This is a genomic window from Nostoc sp. C110 (assembly GCF_043099725.1).
Taxonomy (GTDB): Bacteria; Cyanobacteriota; Cyanobacteriia; order Cyanobacteriales; family Nostocaceae; genus Nostoc; species Nostoc muscorum_A.
Window position 1 is genome coordinate 1,973,927 of sequence record NZ_CP171148.1, and the last position, 24,015, is coordinate 1,997,941.

The following is a 24,015-nucleotide window of genomic DNA, read 5'->3' on the forward strand; positions in this document are numbered from 1 at the left end:
AACTATTTTATAAATACAAATTTTCCGGTATTCCCATCTTTATCCATCTTAATTTTGGCGACATAAAATTCTTTTTGAATCACATCCCCTACTGGTGTAAAAGCAATTTCACCTAAAGGTGTATTATACTTTCCAGCTAGTATTTGCTTGTTCAATTCTGTCCGCAGTTTATCAAGAGGTAACGTGCTGATTTTGGTTTTTTTATCCAACTCCTTAAGAGCTTCAACATAAACCTGCACCGCCGCAAAAGATTGACCAGTAAATTGGGCTGGTTCTTTCTTATATTGCTCTATATAGGTTTGGCGAAATACCTTATTAATCTCACCAGGATATTCAGGACTGTAAGCTTGAGCAATCAACACACCATCGCAAAGGGCTTTACAGACTGATAAAACATTGGGCGTATTTAGACCATTACCACCAATAATTATGCCTTTATAACCCAACTCTCGCAGTTGTCGCACTAAGTTACCACCATCAGCAGCTAGCCCCGAAATAATTACCAAATCTGGTTTTAAGTTAATGGCATTGGTAGCTTGGGCTTGAAAGTCTGTATCAGTAGTTTGGAACTTTTGAACTGTGACTAATTCTAGCCCTTGTTCTTTAACTGCTTTTTGAAAAATCTCCGTTTCTGATTTATTAAATGCGTCATTTTGGGCGTAAAAAACTGCCACTTTTTTAATTTGAGGATTCTGCTTGAGTGCAGCTTTTACGGAATTAGGGGCAACTATAGAAACGGGGGCAGATACACGAGCTACATAATCACCGATTTCGGGAATTCCGTTTGCGGTATTTGATGCTCCAATAACTGGAACTTTGGCACGTTCGGCAATGGGGTCAGCACTAAAAGCTTGCTGTGACAAAGTAGGGCCAACAATACCGACAACTTTATCCTTGTTAATTAAAGTTTGAAAAGCGTTAATTGCTCCAGCTTCATCACCGCTAGTATCTTGGGCTATTAATTTAATCGGAGTGCCATTAATACCACCTTTACTATTGAAATACTTCTCGGCAATTCTGGCTCCCACAAATCCCTCTTGACCGAGTAATGCGACGTTGCTGGTTTGTGCTAAGGCAATACCGATGGGAATCGCCCCCGATGTAGTCGTTGTCTGGGCAGAGTTAGTAGTAGTGTTATTTGGATTACTATTTGGAGTATTTGTCACAGAGCTACCGCCACCACCACAGCCTGTTAGTAGCAAAGCGCAAGTTGATAATAATGCTGTTGTCTGAGCGATCGCGTTGTTCATCGTTAAATAATCATGTAGTTATTAGATATTCGGCAAAAGCTCACAGTAATGTTCATAATCTACAAACAAAATGACGCAGATTTATACTTTTGCACGAATTCTATTAAATCATTCTTATTTCACCATGCAAAGACAAATATTCAAAGTGCTGCTAAATACAAATTATTATAATTAGTAATGATTTTATCATTCCCCATCAGTTTAGTTGAATCCTAAGTAAGCACTTTTAAACCCCTTTTTCGCTACCAGGTAATCCTTTGGGTTCGTAGTGACGGCAACCGTTACATGGGCCGTCGGGATTGACAGCACAACGCATATAACCAGAGCGGGCATTAAATTTGCAGCTGATATCGCCAATTAAATAACCTACCCCTTCTAAATAATAGCGATCGCTGTCAATCGGTCTAAGGTTTTGCCGTCCCTGCACTACTGAAAAATTCATGGCTGCTTGCCTCATCCGTAGGCGCGATCGCTCATGGGTTTTGCGGATCGCCCACAGAGAAATCAGGGACGGTAAAAAACCAACGGCAATTACTAAAAGTGTCTTTAACACCTTCTTTTTACCTCTTCTGTGCGCTGATTGATTGTCCCTGATGTTGCACTCTGGTTTACGGAAGTGCAAATATTAGGGCAGTTTTGCCTAATTGCAACCATAGTTGGTGGCGATTAGCAATGGCAGTGTAGTATCTAGCAATTTTAACGAAGAAGTTCCTTCTGCCACTTCAATCAGCATAACTGTTACAACCCCAGGCGTGAACTGCCGTTGAATGTTGATAATTTTAAGATTTGTTGACTAATGCCTTTTTGCACAAGTGTCTTGTGTCAGTCTCCGCCCCATTCTTGTTTTTTCTGTGTCGCTGCGATGCTAATCTTTTTTTGGTTTGCTGACGAAGTTGCTGTGCTAGCAGTGCGGCTTCCCTTTCGGCTCGGAATAAATCAACTTTTCGCGTCGTCAAAATAAATGATTCGTCAGGTTTTCGTTTCACCCAAGGGACACTAATTGCGAAATACTGACAAATTTGTTTACCTAGCTCCTTCTTCAAAAGTGGGTAACGTTTTTGACTATTCAGTGTGTTAGCGATCACTTTCAACTCCAATATCGCTGCTTCCAACTCTCCCGCCATCTGATTGATGCGCTCTACTTGTGTTATCAAACGCTCTCGTTCACTGATGATTTTTTCCTGTTGGGGTTGCAGTGGCACTATTGTAGTAGTTACAGGTGTAGGCTGTAACAGCGAGACTTTCAGCAAAATGGGCTTTTTGTCCGTGTCTAAGATTTTTTTCATACTACCTCAAGTAAGGCTAGCTGACTTTTAAGGCATTTTAGCAGCAAAATAGTATATTTGTACTATAAATTTTTTATACGAGATTTAATCTGAGGAATTTTTACTATTTTGTGGGATGGGCAATATGAGCGTCCCTTGTATTTCCGGGCGGGCAGGATGCCCACTTCACAAGAATCATCTTTTAATTCAGCAACGCTCAACTTTCCAAACATTCTCTAAAGGCAAAATATTTGCCAGCGCTGATAATATTTCTATAGAATTCATATTTGATTTTTGAAAAAATGAGATTAAGAATATACCAAATATCTGATACCGAAGAAATTATGAAGTTGTTCTACGACACTATTCATGAAGTGAATATTCATGATTACACACAAGAACAAGTAGATGCTTGGGCACCAGCAAATATGGATATTGACCTTTGGATAAAAGGTTTATCAAGTAAGTTTACTTATGTAGCAGAGGAGAATAGTAAAATTATCGGTTTTGGGGAATTAGAGGCTAATGGCCATATTGACCGTTTTTACTGTCATAAAGATTTTCAAAGAAAAGGGATTGGTAAAAAAATTTTAGAGCAGCTTGAATCCAAAGCAAAAGCTTTAGGAATTGAAAGATTATTTACAGAAGCTAGTATTACAGCTAAACCGTTTTTTGAAAGCCAGAATTTTATTGTTGTGAAACAGCAAGAGGTGGAACGGAGAGGGCAAAAGCTGACAAATTTTATTATGGAAAAATCAATTTATTAATTAAGTAAATTATTTCTAAAAGATTGACTTAAATCCATTGATAGTATTAAATTTATTTCAATAACTGAAGGCTAAAACTATAACGCACACTACTGGAGCGGCAAGGCTAAAATGCAATACAGTTCAGTTAAGCATCTCTTTCTTCTCTCTGCGTTCTCTGCGCCTTGGTGGTTCGTTAAAAAAACGACTTTGGTGACAGAGTTTTAGCCTTAACTGAACCGTATTGGGCTAAAATATTGCAAAAAAATTGTAGGTTGGGTGAAGCGGAGCGCAACCCAACATATATCAGAATGTGGGTTACGTAAAGCCTCCACCCAACCTACATCTAATCACTACTTAAGATAGATTTACTCGATCAATAGTCTCTGAATTAATTTTAAATTGCAGTTTTTCTCGTAATTGTTGTGCTTGCTGATAAGCTTCTGTCCGCCCTTTGTTTGAATTGTGTAATTCTGCTGGTTCCAAAGGCTGAATATAGTAATGCAAGCGAGTTCTCATTGCCCAAATTCCCATTGAAGGAAACAGAATTAAGGCAAACATCAAAGGCGATACAGGTAAGAATGGTAATTTGACTAGTCGTTGCAATTTCTGGAAATTAACAGCCCAGGGATGTAAAAACTCACTCCCGATGCAAACTACTGGGAGAATGGGAATATGATAGCGATCGCTGAACTTAACAAAACTCACATCAAATTTTTCTAGTTGATAGCGTCTTTTCCAACCTTTCAGAGGGCCACGGATACCTTCGGGTGCATATAAGATGATTTTATCTTGGGCCATAGCTGCCTCAAAATCATCTAATTCGGCTCGCACACCACCCAAAACCTGCGACCATTTAGGCGGTAGCCACCAAATAACCCAAGGATGATCGAATAATGCTGGGCTTGCTACGGGTTGTACCACCCATCCTCTAGCTTCACTTAATAAATAACCCAAAGTCAAAAAGTCCCAAGGAAAACTCATCCCTGCGTGATTCATTGCCACAATCAATGGCCCTGTTTGCGGCAAGTTTTCGACTTGTTTTAATTCTCCCCGAAAATAGTATTTAACGATGGGGCCGAGAACTTCTTTGCGAAAGGCTTGTTGATATTTGGGATCAAATTCACCAAGTTCTTTTCGGGGTGAACGGAAACCAAGACGCAACCAGCGAATCAGCATCGCTAGATAAAATCCGCCAGGAATTAAAAATAGTCCATATTCTAGCCAATTCCAACCGTCTGTATCGGTATGATAGTGCTGCCAATGGCGGTTAAATAAAATTAGCCAGCCTGGAGGGTACCAAAGACAAAACCAATCAAACCAGCTAAATATATAGCCTTCACCTGGTGCATTTTCCAGTTGAGTATCGAGGAGGTTTTGGGAGTGTTGATTAATCAAAACGGTTAAAGTTCAGGCAAACATTTGATTAAAAGTGCATTATAGCTTTATAGTTTTGCCATTGGTATCTGACTCAGGATAAGGGCATCTCAAACACTAATGACAAAAAGGTTTAGAGAAATTATTCTGTTGGAATAAGCACGCAACGATTACGTTGGGAGCATCCCCATTTTTCAAAAATCCACGGAACTAAGGCACAAACCCTTTATAACTGTCTTCCCTTTGCGTTCTTCTCTGCAAGGCGTTGTGCTAATGCGGTTCGTTTCTTTATTCTCTTATTGCGCTCAAGAGAATATTTATAATGTAAAAAATTAAGTTCTGTATGAAGCATAGCAATTTAACGTTCCATAAATTTGCAAGAATGCGTAATGCTTGAAAATCATCAAATTGCTTGGCAATTATACTATTTTGGCATCACACAGCAAGAAAATTTAATATTTATTTTATAGTTAGCTTCTTAGGTCGCACAACCTTACAACAGTGAGCATTCATCAGAACTGTGGCAGAGGAGTTAAATCAGTGAATAACAAGTAATTAAGACTAATAAATGATATTGGTGTTTCGCCAAAAGATGAAATTGATAACAACTAATGATTATTTAAATTCTTCCTCAAGTTGGAGCCAGATGGCAAGACACTTGTCCTAATCTTCCTATTATGGAACTAAAAAAGCCACTAAAAATTTCAGATTTAATCCGTGAACTTCGGCAGCAACTGGATCTTTCTCAGGAAAAATTTGCAGCCAAGTTGGGAGTTTCCCTGCGAACAGTCAATCGCTGGGAGAACGGATCTACAGTGCCTTCACAGATGGCACTAAAGCTGATTGAAGAAATGTTACAGAAGATGGGCGAACCAGGCAAAAGACTACTGAACGAGTATCTCCTGAAAGCGGAGCAACGGGAGGACTCTTAAGATGATGCTGAAAGTATCCGAAAAATTTTTGATGATTCGCTCTTGGTTACTAACTTATGGCGTGATGATTCTGGCAGTCATAGCGGCGCTGCTGCTGACACAACTATTGCTACCAGTTTTTGATCCGAGCGTATTTACATTATTTTATGCTGCTGTGGCAGTCAGCGCTTGGTACGGCGGCATGAGACTTGGAGTATTAGCGATCGCATTATCTGTTACAACTGCGCTGTATTTTTTGCTGGAGCCAGTCTACTCGTTCGATTTTCTCAGCCTAAACGTTTTAGTACAATTAACCACATTCTCACTAGTATCCTTCTTAATTACCGCCCTCTCTTCAGAGTTGCGAACTGCCAGACGCAAGGCCGAGACAAGCCTGAAATTGTTGCAAAATAGCGAAATGCGGTTTAGCAGACTGGCAGAATCCAACATCATTGGAGTTATTGTCACTGATATGAAGAATGGCTCCATCATAGAAGCAAATGATGCTTTTCTAAAAATGGTCGGCTATACGCGAGAAGATTTGGCGGCTAACCAAATAAAGTGGCGTGAGATTACCCCACCTGAGTATCTGCTTTTGAGTGAGCGCTCAGTGGAAGAACTGAGAACAACCGGAGTCTGTAAACCCTTTGAGAAAGAATATATCTGCAAAGATGGCACAAGAGTTCCCGTTTTGCTCGGTTCTGTCCTCGTGGAAGACAGTGAAGAAACTGTCATTGGCTTTGTTGTTGATTTGAGCGAACGCAAACAAGCCGAACAAATCTTGCACGAGAAGGAAGAACGTCTGAGGTTAGCTAACGAGCGTTTTCAGTTAGCAGCATCGGCGGTTAACTGTCTCATTTATGACTGGAATGTAGTACAGGATACCGTTGAAAGAACCGATGGGTTAACCCGAATTTTGGGTTATTCTCTCGATATTGCAGAACCAACAGGTAATTGGTGGCGAGAACTTGTGCATCCAGAGGATTTGCCGCGCGTACAAGAGGAGTCGGCGATCGCTTTGGCAAATAGCGATCGCTATACTGCTGAGTATCGCATTCGCAACCAAGATAACCAGTACGTCTATGTACTCGATCAAGGAATAGTGGTGCAACGGGATGCTGATGGAAAACCAGTACGCATTGTTGGCAGCACTACAGATATTAGCGATGTCTACGACGGGCTTTACTTACGCAAGCAAGCAGAGAAAGCAGTCCAAGAAAGTGAAGAACGACTCAGAAGTTTTCTTAAAGCAAATATAGTTGGCATTATCTTTGGTGATGTGAATGGTAGTATCACTGAAGCCAACGACGAATTCTTGAGAATTGTGGGCTATACCCAAGCAGATATTCAGGCAGGTAGACTACGCTGGAGTGATATTACGCCTCCTGAGTATCAATATTTAGATGAACTGGCTATTGCCGAGGCAACAGTAAAGGGAACCTGTACACCTTATGAGAAGGAATGTATTCGCAAAGATGGTTCTATTGTCCCAGTTGTAGTTGGCTACTCTCTTTTAGGAGAATCTGGGCAGAACTCAGTTGCATTTATTCTTGATATTAGTGACCTCAAGCAAGCTAAAAAAGCGCTGAGTCAGAGTCAAGAGCAATTTCAAGCTTTTATGGACAATATTCCCGCCGCAGCATGGATTACGAATGCAGACGGGCGTATACTTTACCTCAGTCCAACTTATCTGACCATATTCGATGTAGCAACCAAAAAAGCGATTAATAAAAACATTTTTGACCTATATCCAGCCCAAATCGCTCAACCCTTACTTGATAACATTAGAATAGTTGCCCAAACGAATCAGGTTGTTGAAACCATCGAGTCTGCCCCACGCACAGATGGCACTCTAGGGGAATTTTTGGTATATAAATTTCCCATTGCAAATGCGACAGGGCAACGTCTAGTAGGAGGGGTTGCAGTTGACATCACCGAACGCGAACGCATCCTTCGTGAACGCAAACTTGCAGAACTTGCTTTGCAAGAGCGCAGTGAAAGGCTCAAACTGCTCTCTGAAACCACCAGTGATTTGCTTTCAACCGAGCGTCCGTTGGATTTAATGAACAGTTTGTTTAGTAAACTTTCGGCGCAAATGGATTTGCATTTTTACTTCCACTATCTAATTGAGACACACGAAAATCAGCAGAAACTTCGGTTAGTAGCTTGGAATGGTATTACTGATGAAGTATTTCAAGCAATTGAATACCTGGAATTTAATCAAGGGATGTGCGGACTAATAGCGCAAGAACGCCGTCAAATTGTCGTCAACAATGTGCTGAACTCTACTCATCCAAATGCCCACATCCTCAAGTCTTTAGAAATCACAGCTTATGCAGGTCAACCCTTAATTGCTCAGGGAAAGCTGCTTGGTGTCCTCTCCTTTGCCAGCCGCACCCGTACTCACTTCAACTCTGGGGAAATTGCCTTACTACAAGCAACTTCCGATCAGATAGCGGTTGCTTTGGAACGCGCTGAGTTAATGACTTCGTTACAGCGACGCAAAGAAGAATTGATCCAAGCGAACCGGATTAAAGATGAATTTTTGGCGGTTCTTTCTCACGAACTTCGCACGCCGCTAAACCCGATTTTGGGATGGTCAAAGTTACTGCAAACTAAAAAGTATGATGAAGCAACCACCACTCGCGCTCTCGAAACCATTGAGCGCAATGCCAAGCTTCAGACTCAACTAATTGAAGACTTGCTAGATGTCTCTCGCATTTTACAAGGTAAGCTGAGTTTGAATATTGCTCCTGTAAATCTGGAAATTGCGATCGCATCTGCAATAGAAACTGTGCGTCTAGCTGCCCAAGCTAAATCTATCAATTTGCAATTTACGATTTTAGATTTTGGATTAGAAAATTCTCACGGGAATTTAGAATCTATCGATTTTAACAACCAATCTGATAATCTCCAATCCCAAATCCAAGTTACGCTTCCAGCATCCCAAAGGTGCAATGCAAAATTCCTCGTAACTGGTGATTCTGGTCGATTGCAGCAAGTTATCTGGAATTTACTTTCCAATGCGATTAAGTTTACGCCTCAAGGTGGAGAGGTAGAAATTAGTTTACAGTCTGTTGGTTCTCAGGTTCAACTTCGAGTCAGTGATACAGGTAAGGGAATTAGCCCAGATTTTTTACCATTCGTATTTGACTACTTCCGACAAGCTGATGGTGCAACTACGAGAAAATTCGGGGGATTGGGATTAGGATTAGCTATTGTTCGTCACATCGTCGAGCTACATGGGGGCACAGTTAAGGCAGAAAGTTTAGGCGAAGAACAGGGAGCAACTTTTACAGTCATGCTACCAACGATTAAGATTCACCCAGATAGCCACCAGATTCGTATACAACCTGATGATTTGCCCAATCTAAATGGGGTAAAAGTTCTACTTGTGGATGATGAGCGTGATACGCGAGAGTTAATTGCTTTTATTTTGGAGCAATCTGGCGCGGTGGTAAATCAGACAGCATCGGCTGTGGAAGCATTACAAACTATGCCTCAGTTCCAACCAAATCTGCTGTTAAGCGACATTGGAATGCCAGAAATAGACGGCTATATGTTGATGCGTCAAATCAGAGCGATGTCACCAGAACAAGGAGGGACAATTCCAGCGATCGCTCTTACAGCTTATGCTGGTGAGGCTGACTACCAACAGGCAATCGCCGCCGGATTTGGGCAGCATATCACCAAACCTGTAGAGCCAGCTAAATTAGTTCGAGCGATCGCTAACCTAATTTATGAGGGGTAGTAGTCTGTCCCATTAATTTTGCTAGGTTTGTAGTAAGCACTTTAGTGCTTGAATATTTGAGGACTAAAGTCCTCACTACAAGCGTATTCACCACTCATAACTAATGCGATAGACCACTAGTAGTGGTTCATTGCATTAGTTATGAGGGTTAAAAAAACGAACCGCGAAGACGCGAAGTACACAAAGGAAGAGAAATAAAGAATGAGTTAACCCAGCAAAATTAATGTGATAGACCAGGAGTTAGGGGTGAAGTTTTTGACTAATGACTAATTTTGAGAACTTGCTTCAATTTTGCTTAACCAAATCACTAGGTCATCTGCATGAATTTCTATCTCACTTCCTAAAGTTTTTACATACAGCAGTCCCTTACTAATGGTTAAATCTAGGATAGGATACCATGAATCTCTTGTCTGGATTAAAAGATCCGATGTAATTCCTCGTTGTAAAGTATTCTTGCGATATTTCCACCAAGCTCGCCATAAAAGGACAGATTTAGTACATTGCAAGCTATAGTTTTGAGGGATTTGGCAGTATTGATAGTGATAGAAACCACGACTATCTATGTTTCCTTTAAGGAGATAATTGTATTCTGGCAAAGCCTGATTTAGTAATTCCCAATGGGATGAATTAGACAAAATCAAGAATTCCGTTTGTGTGGTATTTAGTTGGGCAGTGGCAATTATTCCTTCAGCCTTTGTTGCTAGATGGTTAGTGTTATAAATTGTTTGTGCTGTTAAGGAACGATTTGCCAATAAAATATCTTTTTTCTGGATAGAGTTGCATACGAACTCTCGAACTAAATCTAAATCAGACAACATAAAATTGTTTATACTAAATCAACTAGTGTTGTAACTTCTAGAACACTCTGTATTTAGTAATTACACTGCTTATGGCCGTTAATCAGGATAATTTTCAACTCACAGCTATTTTCAGGTAAATAGACCACACAGTAGGGGCGCAAGACCATAGACCACGCGGTAGGAACGCAAGACCTTGCTCCCCTACCCAAATGCAGGGATAGGATGTTTTTTTACCAGAAGTCCCGAAACCTTTGCATTCATTAAAATATTCTCCCCGGATATGAAAAAATACTAATTACTGCAAAATTACTGTGCGTTCGCTGATTTTAAGGCAGTCAAAGGAATTAATTCCTTGAGGGGTAATGATTAAGAGGATTTTTGAAGCAACTCCTGATGAGAGTGGATTTGGGGGTAGTTTGAGTAGAGGATGATGTCAGGTGGTGGTGCATCGATGAGTGAGACAGAAGTAAAAATAAGCTCCGAGCGGATAGACGATATTCCATTAATAGTTAAATGGCTTGCTCAGATAGAGATAGCCAAACATATCGACCAAAAACTGAAGAAGCCGCACGGAAACCACCAAGGAATGAGCTACGGGCAGTTGAGTGTATTATTACTAACGTATATAATCACTCAATCAGACCATCGGTTATGTGCAGTCGAAGAATGGGTAGAAACACATCGAAAGATTTTGGAATTGACAACGGGGTGGTCGATAGGAAACAAAGATGTCAGTGATGACCGATTGGGAAGGGTAGTAGAAGAATTAGGCAAGCAATCACTTGCTAGACAAGAAATAGAAATTAAATTAGGAAGGCAGATAATTAGAGCATACGAATTACCGACAAAAATTGCACGCACAGACACAACAAGCTTCAGTGTAAATCATGAAAACACAAGTCATCTAGAAGACAATCTATTGCGTCATGGCTACTCCAAAGATAAACGCCCAGACTTATTGCAATATCGTCAGTTACTAGCAACGCTCGACCCGATGGGAATGCCCTTAGTCAGCGCCACTCTTGAAGGCAATGGAGCCGATGACCCTTTATATTTTCCCACCTGGCAAAAGATACAAAAAGTAATTGGGCACAAACATTTTGTCTTCATCGCTGACTGTAAGGCTGGTTCGATCTCAACCCGTGCCAACATCGCATTAAATGGAGGATTTTACTGTGTTCCCTTGCCAATGAGCGGACAAAACCCCCAATTGCTCAAACAATGGGTAAAACAATCATCAACAGAAATCATCGATATTCGTTTACCCCAACAAGAAGAACAAGAAACTGCTGTTGGTAAAGGTTTTGAGGTTGAGTTGGGTAAGTTTTGGTTAAATCCAGAAACAAATAAATGGGTTCGTTGGCACGAACGCTATTTGGTAGTTTATTCCCACAAGCTTGCTCTAGGAGCGATTGATAGTCAAAACAAACGCATCAATCAAGCTCAACTTGCCTTGGAGAAATTAGCCAATAAACCAGGAACCGAGCTAGATGTGCTTACTTATAAGGTTGAGAATATCCTCAAACGCCATCGCGTTACTGATTTTTTCTCAACTACGATTACAGAACAAACACGAACAGAAACTCGCCATCAAAGACGAGGACGACCCTCAAAAAATACTCTACAACAACAGGTTACTTCGACACGGCTTCAACTCCAAATTGAGAAAATTGATAGTGCAATTGTTGAAGCAGAAATTTTGGCTGGTTGGCGATTGTACGTAACTAATGCACCTCCCGAACAGCTAACTTTATCTGAGTCGGTAATGTATTACCGAGACGAATGGCTTCTTGAACGCGGTTTTCATCGCTTTAAAAGGGGTTCTTTGCCTGCTTTACCGATTTACTTCCAGAATCAAAACCGAATCACTGGCTTGATGTTTTTATTAAACATTGCTTTGCGCGTTTTTACCCTTATGGAGTTTGTTGTCAGGCAGGCACTTCAACAAGCTGAAGATTCTTTGCAAGGTCTTTATGATGGCAATCCCAAACGAAAAACTCCTCGTCCTTCTGCCGAACAAATGCTTAAGGCTTTTTGTCACCTAACTCTTTACTTCCTCCCTGATTCTACGGTCTTCATTACCCCTATTAACCAGCTTCAAAAACAGATTCTTTTATTGATGAAAATCCCTGAATCCATTTATGAGCTTGAACTTAAGCCCTGTAAGACATAATTCTCACTCACAAGGTCAAAATGAGCGAACGTCCAGAAATTAACAATGTCGGCATTCATAATCTCATGACTCGACAACCCCATGACCAATTCGCCAAGGAATATCTAGAGGAGTTGTTAACCTCTTTAGGTAAAGTAGAAACCAGCAAAGATGTTAAAAGCGAAGTTCGTGAGATAGATGTTTGGTTTGTCCCCAATACGTCCTCATCTAATACATCAGAATTAGGTTTATTGGCGAAAATGGCTGCTACTAGTTGTCTATTTGAACCGTTCCGTAATGCTCCCAGTGAAGTAGAAATTAGGAGTTGTTTATTAAAGTTATATACGGTTCATGGAGATTTATTACGACAAGCAAAACGGTCTTTGTCAGAGGGAGAATTGCCATGTTTATGGATCTTAACTCCTTCTTGTTCTTCTAGGATGCTGAACGGATTTGAGGCGAAAATTCAAGAGTCAGAGAATTGGGTTGAGGGGGTTTATTTTCTGCCAGAATTGTTGAAAGGAGCGATCGTAGCCATTAATCAGTTACCTGTTGTTGAAGATACTCTTTGGTTAAGGGTGTTAGGGAAGGGAAGGACGCAAAAACAGGCGGTAGAAGAGTTGGTTCAACTGTCAGAAGGAAGTTATAAATGGGATCAACTGCTAGAGATTTTAGCTTCTTGGCGCAAAAATATAGAGGTGAAAGATAATGTAAATGATGAGGATAGGGAGTTGATTATGAACTTATCACCAGCTTATCTTAAGCAACGAGAAGAATGGCGACAAGAAGGGTTGCAAGAGGGAAGACAAGAAGGAGAGGTGACATTGCTACTTCGCTTACTCCGGCGACGCTTTGGGGAAATTGCTCCTGATTTAGAGCAGAGAATTACCAGTTTATCGATTCCCCAGTTGGAGACGTTGGTGGATGCCCAGTTAGATTTCTCTAATTTAGATGATTTAGTAACCTGGTTGTCAGCGCAAAGTTAATTTCAATAGGTAAGTGATCATGATAGGGAGTTGATATGAACACGATCATGTTTTGAATCATTTTGAAGCGGTTTCTCAGCAGTTGTCCAAAATGTAGATCCCCCAACTCTCCTTAAAAAGGGGGTTTCATTCCCCTATTTTGTAAGCAGGGCTATGGAGGATCTAATACTTCTATCCCCTTCCATTACCAAATCACACTATTGTAAAATTACTGAGTTCAATAGTTCCAGTGAATCCTGTCACCTCAATGATGGCATCAGTAGCCTGATTAAACCCTGCTGTTGCATTATAGCAACAAAGGTACGGCTACCAAAGGTGAATTGAGCAGCAATTCCATCGCCTTTCGGCTTTGGAACAGCAGGTAATGTACTGGCTACAAATAAATCAAGAATTGACTACTATTTAGTTATTTACACACCAAAATTGTGCCTACTGTATCTAAAGCAAAACTGTTTGATGCTGTAGAAAGCTTGATTAGGCGTTCTTTAATTGAGACAGAGGTTGGTGGCTATACCCATTCACCTATTGTAATGGAATATGTCAGAGAGGTATTTACGGAGGAAATTCTTCCTTGAATCAACTAACGAGATCAGCGATCGCTCCTGAAGGAGAAACTACGCTTTCAGGTTGATAGCGAATACCAGCTTGCTTGAAGCGATGTAAAGCTTCACCCAAGCGATCGCAGTCGGCAATCAAACTGATCCTGACATAACCCTCACCTGCAACCCCAAAGGCATTACCTGGAGTCAGAACAACGCCAGTTTGTTGCAACACGTTCAGGGCAAAATCAGTGGAACCCATACCAACGGGACACTTCACCCAAAGATACATTGTCGCCTTGGTTTTGGGGATATCCCAACCCAACTCTCCTAACCCATCAATCAGGAAATCGCGGCGGGTACGGTAACGTTGTTGTACTTCGTGCAAATAGACATCTGGCAATTGCAAGGCGGTTTCAGCTGCTTTTTGTAAGGCAGAAAAAATGCCGTAATCCAAGTTAGTTTTTAGTGTCCGTAAACCTTGAATTACATGGCGGTTCCCCACCACAAAACCAACGCGCCAACCAGCCATATTATAGGTTTTAGATAAGGTGTGGAATTCTACACCAATATCTTTCGCGCCGGGAATTTCTAGCAAGCTAGTGGGTTGATAACCATCAAAAGCTAACTCGGCATAACATAAATCATGCACCAGCAAAATTTCATATTTGCGGGCAAAGGCGACGATTTCTTCAAAGAATTCGCGGGGTGCTGTGGCAGCAGTGGGATTGCTGGGATAGTTGAAATAGAGAATTTTAGCTTGTCTGGCAACCTCATCAGGAATCGCAGCTAAATCGATTAACCAGTCATTCTCTGGTTTCAGAATCAAGCTGTGAATTTTGCCGCCTGCGATCGCCGGGCCGCGAAAATGGGCAGGATAAGCTGGGGAAGGAACCAGAACTAAATCACCAGGGTTAACGTAGGCGATCGCTAAATGGGTTAATCCTTCTTTAGAACCCAGCAATGGCAAGGCTTCGCTATCGGGATCGAGAACCACACCATAACGGCGATGATACCAATTAGTGATGGCACGACGAAAACTAGCAGTCCCTTCAAAGGGCGGATAACCGTGATTGGCGGGATCTTTCAAGGCTGCGATCGCCGCTTCTACAACTGGTGCTGGTGTTGCACCATCGGGGTTTCCCATACCCAAATCAATTAAATCTAACCCTTGTTCCCGTGCTTTCGCTTTTAGTTCATCTAAACGGGCAAATACATAAGGTGGTAGTTTTTGTATGCGTTCTGCTGGGACAATCCAATTTAAACTCATTCTTCAACCTCGTCACTGATTCCCTTGGGCGAAACTCGATTCATGTCTTTACTATCTATAGGTGCAGTGGTGGAAACCATTGCTGCCATCAACTGTTCTGGCGCGACTTTAAATGGTAGTCGATGGATGTCAGAATTAGGAACTAGAGCAATTTCGGCGGCTGTTTGTAACTCACCTAATGTAATATTGCCCAATCCTAAATCACTTAATTTTTGGGGTAGTCCAATTTCTGTGTAGAACTTTAACAGCTGTTGTCGTGCTGATGCTGCTAGTTGATTGCCTTGTAGCATCTCTTCTAAACGCAATTGCACCAAAATCCCAAAAGCGACTTTTTCGCCATGAATACTGCCATGTCCTGAAATATGAGTTAAACCATTATGCACGGCATGGGCAGCAACTGTGCGACACTGCGCCCCTCCAAGTCCTCCAACTACCCCAGCTAATAAAACACTTGCGTCTACGACTTCTCGCCAAACTTCGCTACCTGGTTCCTTCAAAGCTGCGGCTGATTTTTGCAAGAGGATATCTCGCAAAACTCTTGCTTGTTGCACCGCAGCAATAATTAAAGTGTCTTGCAAATGCCCACTGCTAACTGAGGCTTCATACCACTTAGCGATCGCATCACCAATTCCAGCTACTAAAGTTCGTTGTGGTGCAGTTTGAATCAAGTCATAATCGAGTATCAGTAAATCGGGACAACGAGACAGCCCCACATCGTAGAGAAATGCCCCATTTTCCGAATAAACATTCGACAAGGCACTCCAAGCTGCACAGGTAGCCCCTGATGTCGGAATTGTCACCACTGGTAACTGTAACTGCTGTGCGAGTAATTTCGCTGTATCTAAGGCTTTGCCGCCACCAACACCAATAATCACATCAGCTTTATGTTCTTTTGCCTTCTTCTGTAAAGATTTCAGGCTAGCTTCGCAGCAATCTGCACCATAAGAAGCTTGGACAGGATGTAACTGTTGCGTTTCTAAAACTGGTTGCAAATTCTTTCGGCTGATGGCGAGAGTCGATTCACCTGCCACAATTAAGGGACGACTTCCCAAACAGGCAATCTCTGCTGCGGCTGCTTGCAACACCCCAGAACCACGGATGACTTTTGCCGGGGCAACTGTGAGCGTAAATAATAAACTAGAGGTTTGAGTAGACAAAGAAGGTTGAGTAGAAAGTTGATTAGACATATAATCTAGTTTGCCAAAACCTTGATATTTCTTAATCTAATAGACTTGCAACCAAAGATACTTGTTGCCATCTGGCAACAAACTTGCATCTGAATCAACTAGGTTTTAACCGATCTAATCGCTAATTGGTTAAGCCATTTAACGACGTTGCTTGAATCTGTGATGTCCATTAGCCTGAAATTCCGAACTATCAAAGTTTTGAATAACCGTATGATTAACTAACATTACCACTCTCAGATTCTCAAGAAAAGTGATTGAGAACTGAATCGTCTGTCGATGGTCATTTCAGCTATGGATAGATGCGTTAGGGTTTACAGATCGATGTCCGCTCCCACGCCGTTTCCTTTGGCTGCAAAAAATTGTAAAAATGTCAATAGTGGCAATTACAATAACAACTGACAAATCACAACTGTTAGTATCCATTACCCGCAGGCTGATCGAGCTTTTTCCACAGTAGAATCACGAAAGTGTGAATATCTTAATCTAATAATAACTATTAATGTATCGGTAAATACAAAAGAAATTATGTCATTCTGATAACAAGCATTGGATTGGGAATTGGGAGCAGGGGGGACAAGGAGAATTGGGGACAAGGGGAAAGACTTGTTTCAAGTTATCACCTCTTGTCCCCTTGTCCCCTTGTCCCCCCTGCTCCCTCTGCCTCCTTCCCATTCCCCATTCCCTTAAGCGTTAGATTTTGGCAATTGGGCGAATTTGTCTGTGTAAATTTCCACTGTGACTGGTGAATTTTGATGAGAAACTAGCGATCGCTTGGCCTCACCCAAGTAAACTGGTACAGAAACCCCTGTTTCTGGGTGGATAATCACGCGGGCGCGAACTGTCAACTTGTCGTCTTCCCGTGTACCTGAACGACCATAAGAAAATAGATTACTAGCTGCTTGACGTAAAGTTGCTTCTAATTGCGTAGGTGTAATTTTGGGCGATGTAGTAATAACCGCTTGTGTTGAGCCATTGTCATAAACTAGAGTGTACTTCGTCGCTCCTGGAATCACAGCCCGACTCAAGGGAACTATCGACAGTGCAAATAAACCACCTGTCAGCACCAGCATAAAGCCAGTCGTACCCACCAGCCGAAAGCGGATGCCCCATTTGAGAATAAAAGCCAAAACTGTTAAGGCAGCGAATACCAAGGTAGCGATACCTGACCATTGGGTGTACTGAAGAAAGTTAGCTGTTGTGAGCATAAGGTAGGTTATGGATGCGTCTTTTTTTTCGTCACCGACATACCCATTTTACCGAGAGCTTACACCATAAGGGTTATCGTATGTCTTTAATGCTAATCAGAATATTGGGTGGTTAGATGCGTACTTCTAGGTCGAAGCAAGCTACGGGGAGCATCTTCAAGATTTGCGGCTTGTCGCCAGACATCGTAGTTTTAATAAAGTTTAAACTTGCGTTTAGCCTAAGTTTAGTGGTGAAATGGAGCCAACCTCAGAACAATTGAAACAGTTATATAGAGTCTTGACTTGGCTAACGCAAATGTATCTCCCGATTTACCTAGTTACCTTAGATGAGCGAACAGATAACATCGTAAAGTCATCCAAGAAAAACGTCGCCAAGGCTTAGAGCCATAGTGAAAATTCACATTATTCCTAAGTTATTCAGAACAGTATTGCCTCATCAAAAATATGGGTCTGAAACCCCGTGCTTCACGCAATGCTTTAAAGTAACTCGTCAAGGAGTAATGAGTAATGAGTGGATGAAAAATGGGTATTTACTCATTACTTATTACTTATTACTCATTACTCCTTCTTAAGAGTGCGTACCCTTCTCCTGACGGAGACGCTGCGCGAACGGGAACGCCAAGGGCGAACACGCCGGGGAGTATGTCAACAGAGACAATATGGGAATTTATAGATGTTTGAACTTAGTTTGAACACTATCAATAATTCCTAGCCAATCAGCATCTCTATTCCACTTTAATTTCAGTAACCATGTCTGACATTCCTTGATTAAAGCTAAAATCTTTTCAGATATTTCGTCAAATTGAATATTTTTTTATTTGTGCTTAACTGAAGAAAAATAATAAATATACAAAAGGGCATCTACAAGAGATGCCCGTCATGCAAGAAAACCCCAAAGGGTTGTCCTTACACCTTCCCAACAATCAGCAACATCGAGTGTGACTAATTAAGTGTTAGTCACACTCACATAGTAATCTTATTAACTAAAAACTCGAAGTGTCCCCAGTGCATACACTGAAAAATAACTAATAGCTATTATCCACGTCTAACTAATTTGGATGAGATTCAAGTCTGTATTGTTGCTTATAACGATGTACTACTCCAGAAATGGCAGCCAAAATTAACCATGAAATTACATTCAAACGAAAATCGAAGAGGGTTACATCTACTGTATTCAATAGAACCCAACCAATAAGAGGCCAGAAGATAACTGAAAAATATCAATCTATCTTCTGTATTTATATATTTAGACTTTCGTAATAATTGCACGCTTGTAATCAAAATCCAAGCAAGTAAGCCACAAAATAAAAAAGTACTAGGAAAACCAGTTTCAGCAGATAACATCAAAAACAAATTATGGGGATGACCCAAGGGAATCTGCATCTGTGCTTTGTAGAGTCCACTAAAACTGCGTAATCCCCAACCAGTCCAAGGATGTTCCTTGGCTAAAGACCAGGCAAACTCCCATTGAGTTTTTCGCATTAAAGCGACTGGTCTATCTGGATACATATCGTCATTTAACCTTGCCCAAAAGAAGGCAGGAACTACCCGGCGAAAAATTTGAGCGACTGGCGACGGAGCAAAAGCTGCCAAAAGCACGCTAGAGACGATCGCAGCAACACCACCTACAAGAATGCGCCAGCCTTGGTAGAGTGCATAAGCTAAACAGGCAAAAATAGCGATCGCCCAGCCATTGCGTGAGTTAGTGAAAATCAAGGTAATGAAATTTGTAATCACCGCTACGGTTAGGAAGATCAAGGGGAGTGAATTCTTCCTAATACCCAATCCTCGATACAATCGCCATTGTTCTAGCCACAACCCTAAGCTAAGGATGAAAACTATTGTTAGATAAGCGGCAAAGGTGTTAGCGTGCAAGAAAAGTGAGGCTATGCGACCTGGTGGATTTCCTCCTGGTGCGATCGTCCAACTCAATACAACCCACAAAATCTCTAATTTCAAACTCCAGCCTAAAAATAACTGCCCCAAGCCAAGAATTATTACCGGCATGGAACCGATCACTATAACCCAAGCCATTTGCCGCAATTGGACAAAGGTTTGAATGAGAGCGCTATGGGCAACGAAAAGTAAAAAGAATGGTAATAAATTAAATAAGCCAAGGAAAGCTGCTGTCTTGTCATCGGCAAATCCAGCACTTGCGATCAGCAACAGACTCAAAAGGGCAAATCCCCAATTGAGGGGGCGGCGATTAATTTTGTGGGATTGTTTCAGCCAAGTTATTAATGAGACAAAACCAATAGTCACAGCCCCCAACAATGGACTCAATGGGAAGATTAACAATGCCCATAGAGAGTAGTTCCAAGAAGATCGCCAGCGAGACTTGAAATAATCAGAAACCTTGTTCAAGCTGGCTCCCAACATTCCTCACGAGTGAGGCGAATTTGAGCTAAGGCGAAAATAGTAGGAATGATCCGACCATAGTTAGTAGCGATCGCTCTCCACCCTAAATCTGCAAAAAACCAAGTCCACATCATTGGCCCAATCACGGCAAACATCGTGCGGGCTGCCCCATAACGAGCTGCACTCACTGTCATACCCCGTTGCGCCATTTGCATAGCTACATAGCTTTGAAATTGCGTTGCAGCTGCTTCTGTGCCTGTAATCGCCGCTTGTTTTGCTACTTCATAAGTAGCAAAGTGGATGGCAAATTGACGGGCAATTTGCTTAAGTACAAGTGGCTGGAGAAGTGAAGTAACCGCGATCGCACCACCGCCTTTGAAAAGCAAACCCAAGGGGTCAGGCTGTAATAAAAGTGGTAGCGGTTCTTTTAGTTCTGATTGCACAAGGTGACGCTGCACTCTGAGAGTCAATTTTTGCTTTTCCTGTTCAGGTAATTTTTTCCATACCTGTCCTAAGAGATGCAAAAATACTTCTGCTTCTAAATCAATAGTTGGCAGCTGATGAGAATAGGGAATTTTTAGATACTTACATACTTGAACTAAGGCTTGTCGGTAAGTTACCTGGCCTGTACGTCCTCGTAATACTGTCATCCCATCTGCCGCCAAAAAGCGAAAGCGTCCCTCTAGTGAATCTAACCAAGCTTTACGGTCTTGGCTTTGCACTTCGATGGGTTCGGGTGTGTGTACATAGTCTAGGGGATTGAACTTACGACTAAATAAAATTGCCGTTAAATCTTGCAATTCTTCTTCGGTCGCTAACTCTAGCGCCGCCCTCATTTCATCCAATTTCCCTTCCTCCCTTCCGTGCAGCTTTCTGTACCTTATTCTACTATTAGCTTTCAGCAGTCATTAGTAGTAATTTTGTCCTTTGATAATAACCTAATGACCAATAACTAATAACCAATGACTAAGGATTATGGACTCATGACTGATATTGCAGTGATTGGTGCCGGAATGGCCGGTTTAGTCTGCGCCCAGCAATTAAGTCAAGCTGGATATTCGGTGCTAGTGGTGGACAAGTCTCGTGGTTTGGGAGGAAGATTAGCTACACGCCGCTTGTATGGAACTTGGGCTGATCATGGGGCTTGTTACCTGAAGCCAAAGGGTGAACTATTTAGACGTTTTGTGGAGATATTGCGATCGCGCCATATCCTCGAAGTCTGGACGGAGGAGGTTTACGAACTCACAGCAGGCGCTCCTTTATCTGAACCGAAAAACCGTAGTCCGCGATATGTTGCACCTGCGGGAATGAGTGCGATCGCTAAATCCCTCGCCCCAGGTTTAGAAATATTACTGAATCAGCGTGTCATTGCTATTACCCCAACTCCCGAAAAGAGTTGGCGGATCACTCTTGAATCTAGCAACGAAGAATTAACTGCGAAAGCTATAGTTGTCGCCATTCCTGCACCCCAAGCGGTGATGCTGTTGGAATCTTTGGGTGAAGGTGTATTAGATACAGCCTTTGTTGATAACTTGCGTTCTGTAGAATTTTATCCTTCCATTAGTGCGATCGCTGGATATCCTTCTACATCTCAACCACTCCCTCAGTGGAAAGCTCTAACTTTTGTAGATGATGCTGATTTAGCATGGATTGGTTTAGACAGTAGCAAGCGTCCTAACCCTCAACAACCACATTTTGTAGTACAAAGTAGCGCTGATTTCGCCCAACGCCATCTAGAATCCCAGGATTTAGAACCTGTTGGAAAGCTAATGTTGCAACGAGCAGCCGAATCTCTTTCCCTTCCCTGGCTGAATACTCCTGAATGGATGCAGGTACATCGTTGGCGTTATGCCTTTCCTAGCCGTCCTTGGCACGAAGCTTTTTTGTCTGCCGAAACTCCCTTACCTTTAGTTTGCTGTGGTGATTGGTGTGGCGGCAATCTTGCAGAAGGTGCGATGCTTTCTGGATTAGCGGCGGCAGATGAAATTAATCATCAGCTGGGTCATCTACCTTTAGACAATGTGAACTTTTTCAACGTTTTTGTCTGATCATTTCATCAGTCGCTAGACTGATTTTGCGCTCTCGTGAGTCGCTATTTGTCTGACTTACTAAAGCAATGTGCAACAAATAAGTTTTTTAGATGAAACAGTAAATCTCACAGTAAAAATAAAATGTGATATAAATTACCAAGAAAGCTTAACTTCATTAAAAACTTGTTCCTAATTCAAGATTTTTATTGCCGTTAATTTTGATCCCCTAGCCTTGATGCTGCGTTTTATGTAGATTTCTGCCTTTTTGGCAGAAATTTGAAATAATTAGGATTATAAATATAAAATGTCGCTAACCTACCAGCATATTGGATTGCTGTTTTAATAAATCATGCTGTAAATCAGTATAAACTTTAACTAAAATAAGCAAAGCCAAATGTCTGATATTAAACCAAGATAAAAGGCTAGTTACAGGGGTTATTGCATCTATCAGTTGAATTACTTTTAACTGATTTTCATCTAAAAAATTTGTTTTCTCCACCAATCATTGACTGGAATTAAAAAAGGAGTTTAAAAATTATGAAAACGGTAGTTAATTTAACACAGCAATCAGTAGTAGGAGAGATTGAAAGCGTTTTGGATACATATCCATACCATCCATATCAAAAAGCCTTTGCGATTCCTGACTTACGCCAAGAGCTAATTGCTTTCGTCCTCACCCGTCTTCCCTCTTTTGACGGCGCTATCTCTGAGGGACATATTTCCCTAGCGGAGGCTGAACAAGGAAGCTTGGCCTATTACAAATTGCCTCGTAAACCCTTAGAGCAGCAACTCCACCTACAGAATTTGATTCACCAAGGCATTTGTTTAATCGTTCAAGAAAAGTCAGATTGGATTAACGATCATGTTTGTGAAACAGTTCAGCCAGCTTGTGAAGCCTCTCACTGGTTTGGTTAATAGTTCGCAGTGAATTTTTAATTTTTGAGCTAATCTAACGGTGTTTAGTCGTGAGGTTAGCTCAATATTTTTGTAAGTATCCTGCTTTTGAGGTGTAAACTTTGACAATTAGGTTCAAAGGACATTCCCAGGACATGAGAAAAATAACTGCTCTAATGTTGGTAAGTATTACCGTGACTGTCGGCGTGGGAGTATTAACGCCCAAAGTTACTAATGCCCAATTATTTTATCCACCAGCAAGCGATCGCCATTCATTAATGGTAATCGGTCAAGGAGTAGTGAAAGTGCCAGCAGATACAGCCGATATTGAACTGGTATTCAGTAGCGAAAGTAGCAATGGTGAGTCAGAAACGCAACCATCATCTCTACCGCAAACCCGCCGCATTTCCTCACCAACTCTATTCTTAAATTACAAAACAGTAGCAGAATCTTCACCAAGCAAAAAATCACTAACTAAAGCAACTCTCCAGCCTGTAGTTAATAGCCTAGTTGCCAAAGGAATTAATGTTGATAAAATTCAAGTACAAATTAACCCCAATTCCAGCGAAAATAACGCCAAGATATTGGTGAGGTTGGAAAAACCAACACGCGAGCGTGTCCAGGAAATTGTTGCTACAGCGAACAAAGCGACAAGCCAACTTGAAAATATTTCCGTCAAGAGTGTGGGCGTTGAGTACGCAGTAAATGACTGTCAGGCTTTGCAGAGTTCAGTTTATCAATCAGCGATGAAAGATGCTCAAAGTCGCGCTCAGGCTTTAGCAACTGCTATGAGTGTTAAACTTGATGTTCCTTCTGTAGCCGAACCATTTTACACATTATTTTATCCCTCATGTAGTTCTAAAACTGGAGTTCCTTTACCATCATTTGCTAGTTTTTTATTATCACCGACTTATAATCCAGATGCCCCAGCAGAAGTTGAGATGAAAAAGGATATTTTTGTGACATATACAACTAAATAAGCATTTATATTTAAGTGTGTCGCACTTTAATTTAATCAAGATGATAAGTGCGATCGCTTAACTATTTTCTTCTGAGCCGAATCAATAACTCCAATAATGAAAAAACTCCAGAAATGTTTGTGACAAATCTGGAGTCAGGAAAGATACGCATTTACCTATACCAAATTTTCACCGTGAGAGTATCCTACGTCATCAGGGTATACACTCAAATACAGTAAAGAATGTCTGAGGATTAACTGCTTTGTTTACACAAATTTTCTGTTTGAATAGGACTGACGCACAAGTTACGGAATAAGGAACCGCAGAGGCGCAGA

20 protein-coding genes and 2 pseudogenes are annotated in these 24,015 nt (G+C 41.4%); 10 read left to right on the top strand and 12 right to left on the bottom strand.

Features of this window, described 5'->3' with window-relative positions:
* Positions 1–2: 2 nt before the first annotated feature.
* The 3 genes from ACFFRD_RS14055 to ACFFRD_RS14065 all read right to left on the bottom strand — a co-directional run bounded on the left by ACFFRD_RS14055 (position 3) and on the right by ACFFRD_RS14065 (position 2,536).
* Entirely contained in the window at positions 3–1,250 is a 1,248-nt protein-coding gene (locus ACFFRD_RS14055; RefSeq protein WP_392482017.1) for an ABC transporter substrate-binding protein, read from the bottom strand.
* A 226-nt stretch (positions 1,251–1,476) separates the two neighbouring features.
* A complete protein-coding gene (locus tag ACFFRD_RS14060) occupies positions 1,477–1,803 on the bottom strand; it encodes a DUF6464 family protein (protein WP_392482018.1) in 327 nt (108 codons plus the stop codon).
* Positions 1,804–2,029: 226 nt separating this feature from the next.
* Positions 2,030–2,536 carry a hypothetical protein gene (locus tag ACFFRD_RS14065; protein ID WP_392482019.1) on the bottom strand — a complete coding sequence of 169 codons (507 nt, stop codon included), beginning with the start codon at positions 2,534–2,536 and terminating at the stop codon, positions 2,030–2,032.
* A gap of 281 nt (positions 2,537–2,817) precedes the next feature.
* Between ACFFRD_RS14065 and ACFFRD_RS14070 the strand changes: the two genes are divergently transcribed.
* Complete coding sequence (locus ACFFRD_RS14070; RefSeq protein ID WP_392483069.1) at positions 2,818–3,282, top strand: GNAT family N-acetyltransferase; 465 nt, start codon at positions 2,818–2,820, stop codon at positions 3,280–3,282.
* Positions 3,283–3,618: 336 nt separating this feature from the next.
* On the opposite strand, the gene ACFFRD_RS14075 is transcribed toward ACFFRD_RS14070, so the two are convergent.
* Positions 3,619–4,659: a 1-acyl-sn-glycerol-3-phosphate acyltransferase gene (locus ACFFRD_RS14075; protein ID WP_392482020.1), complete on the bottom strand. Its 1,041-nt coding sequence runs from the start codon at positions 4,657–4,659 to the stop codon at positions 3,619–3,621.
* 656 nt (positions 4,660–5,315) lie between these two features.
* On the opposite strand from ACFFRD_RS14075, the gene ACFFRD_RS14080 reads away from it, so the two are divergent.
* Both ACFFRD_RS14080 and ACFFRD_RS14085 read left to right on the top strand, forming a co-directional pair.
* Positions 5,316–5,570: a DNA-binding transcriptional regulator gene (locus ACFFRD_RS14080; protein WP_114082362.1), complete on the top strand. Its 255-nt coding sequence runs from the start codon at positions 5,316–5,318 to the stop codon at positions 5,568–5,570.
* A 1-nt stretch (position 5,571) separates the two neighbouring features.
* Positions 5,572–9,300 (top strand): PAS domain S-box protein, encoded by a 3,729-nt coding sequence (locus ACFFRD_RS14085; protein ID WP_392482021.1) that lies wholly within the window; start codon positions 5,572–5,574, stop codon positions 9,298–9,300.
* 266 nt (positions 9,301–9,566) lie between these two features.
* On the opposite strand, the gene ACFFRD_RS14090 is transcribed toward ACFFRD_RS14085, so the two are convergent.
* On the bottom strand, positions 9,567–10,118 hold the full coding sequence (locus ACFFRD_RS14090) for a hypothetical protein (RefSeq protein WP_392482022.1): 552 nt from the start codon (positions 10,116–10,118) through the stop codon (positions 9,567–9,569).
* Positions 10,119–10,527: 409 nt separating this feature from the next.
* On the opposite strand from ACFFRD_RS14090, the gene ACFFRD_RS14095 reads away from it, so the two are divergent.
* Positions 10,528–12,273, top strand: coding sequence for an IS1634 family transposase (locus ACFFRD_RS14095; RefSeq protein WP_392476359.1), 1,746 nt, complete (start codon positions 10,528–10,530; stop codon positions 12,271–12,273).
* 65 nt (positions 12,274–12,338) lie between these two features.
* The gene (locus ACFFRD_RS14100; RefSeq protein ID WP_392483070.1) at positions 12,339–13,238 is read left to right on the top strand and encodes a DUF4351 domain-containing protein; all 900 of its coding nucleotides are present in this window, start codon (positions 12,339–12,341) and stop codon (positions 13,236–13,238) included.
* A gap of 192 nt (positions 13,239–13,430) precedes the next feature.
* Here ACFFRD_RS14100 and ACFFRD_RS14105 read toward each other — a convergent pair.
* A pseudogene (locus tag ACFFRD_RS14105) lies at positions 13,431–13,493 on the bottom strand (hypothetical protein); the annotation flags it as partial.
* Positions 13,494–13,663: 170 nt separating this feature from the next.
* Here ACFFRD_RS14105 and ACFFRD_RS14110 point away from each other — a divergent pair.
* Positions 13,664–13,813, top strand: a complete 150-nt coding sequence (locus ACFFRD_RS14110; protein ID WP_392482023.1) for a hypothetical protein — start codon at positions 13,664–13,666, stop codon at positions 13,811–13,813.
* Between the two features lies 1 nt (position 13,814).
* Here ACFFRD_RS14110 and ACFFRD_RS14115 read toward each other — a convergent pair whose 3' ends face one another.
* The 3 genes from ACFFRD_RS14115 to ACFFRD_RS14125 form a co-directional block, all read right to left on the bottom strand.
* On the bottom strand, positions 13,815–15,047 hold the full coding sequence (locus tag ACFFRD_RS14115; protein ID WP_392482024.1) for an aspartate aminotransferase: 1,233 nt from the start codon (positions 15,045–15,047) through the stop codon (positions 13,815–13,817).
* Positions 15,044–16,234 carry an iron-containing alcohol dehydrogenase family protein gene (locus tag ACFFRD_RS14120; RefSeq protein ID WP_392482025.1) on the bottom strand — a complete coding sequence of 397 codons (1,191 nt, stop codon included), beginning with the start codon at positions 16,232–16,234 and terminating at the stop codon, positions 15,044–15,046. Before ACFFRD_RS14120 ends, ACFFRD_RS14115 begins: the two co-directional genes overlap by 4 nt.
* 683 nt (positions 16,235–16,917) lie before the next feature.
* Positions 16,918–17,439, bottom strand: coding sequence for a Ycf51 family protein (locus ACFFRD_RS14125; RefSeq protein WP_114082367.1), 522 nt, complete (start codon positions 17,437–17,439; stop codon positions 16,918–16,920).
* Positions 17,440–17,674: 235 nt separating this feature from the next.
* Between ACFFRD_RS14125 and ACFFRD_RS14130 the strand changes: the two genes are divergently transcribed.
* Positions 17,675–17,821, top strand: a complete 147-nt coding sequence (locus tag ACFFRD_RS14130; protein WP_392482026.1) for a DUF6888 family protein — start codon at positions 17,675–17,677, stop codon at positions 17,819–17,821.
* A gap of 667 nt (positions 17,822–18,488) precedes the next feature.
* Here the strand turns inward: ACFFRD_RS14130 and ACFFRD_RS14135 are convergent.
* Together ACFFRD_RS14135 and ACFFRD_RS14140 are read right to left on the bottom strand one after the other, a co-directional pair.
* Positions 18,489–19,818: pseudogene (locus tag ACFFRD_RS14135) on the bottom strand (O-antigen ligase family protein).
* A complete protein-coding gene (locus tag ACFFRD_RS14140) occupies positions 19,800–20,642 on the bottom strand; it encodes a hypothetical protein (protein ID WP_392482027.1) in 843 nt (280 codons plus the stop codon). The pseudogene ACFFRD_RS14135 and the gene ACFFRD_RS14140 overlap by 19 nt, the downstream one beginning before the upstream one ends.
* A 138-nt stretch (positions 20,643–20,780) precedes the next feature.
* Here ACFFRD_RS14140 and ACFFRD_RS14145 point away from each other — a divergent pair, with 138 nt between their 5' ends.
* Entirely contained in the window at positions 20,781–21,845 is a 1,065-nt protein-coding gene (locus tag ACFFRD_RS14145; RefSeq protein WP_392483072.1) for an NAD(P)/FAD-dependent oxidoreductase, read from the top strand.
* 292 nt (positions 21,846–22,137) lie between these two features.
* Here the strand turns inward: ACFFRD_RS14145 and ACFFRD_RS14150 are convergent, their stop codons facing one another.
* Positions 22,138–22,326, bottom strand: coding sequence for a hypothetical protein (locus tag ACFFRD_RS14150; protein WP_392482028.1), 189 nt, complete (start codon positions 22,324–22,326; stop codon positions 22,138–22,140).
* Positions 22,327–22,364: 38 nt separating this feature from the next.
* Between ACFFRD_RS14150 and ACFFRD_RS14155 the strand changes: the two genes are divergently transcribed.
* Positions 22,365–22,742, top strand: a complete 378-nt coding sequence (locus tag ACFFRD_RS14155; protein WP_392482029.1) for a hypothetical protein — start codon at positions 22,365–22,367, stop codon at positions 22,740–22,742.
* 134 nt (positions 22,743–22,876) lie between these two features.
* On the top strand, positions 22,877–23,701 hold the full coding sequence (locus tag ACFFRD_RS14160; RefSeq protein ID WP_179072589.1) for an SIMPL domain-containing protein: 825 nt from the start codon (positions 22,877–22,879) through the stop codon (positions 23,699–23,701).
* Positions 23,702–24,015 lie beyond the last annotated feature (314 nt).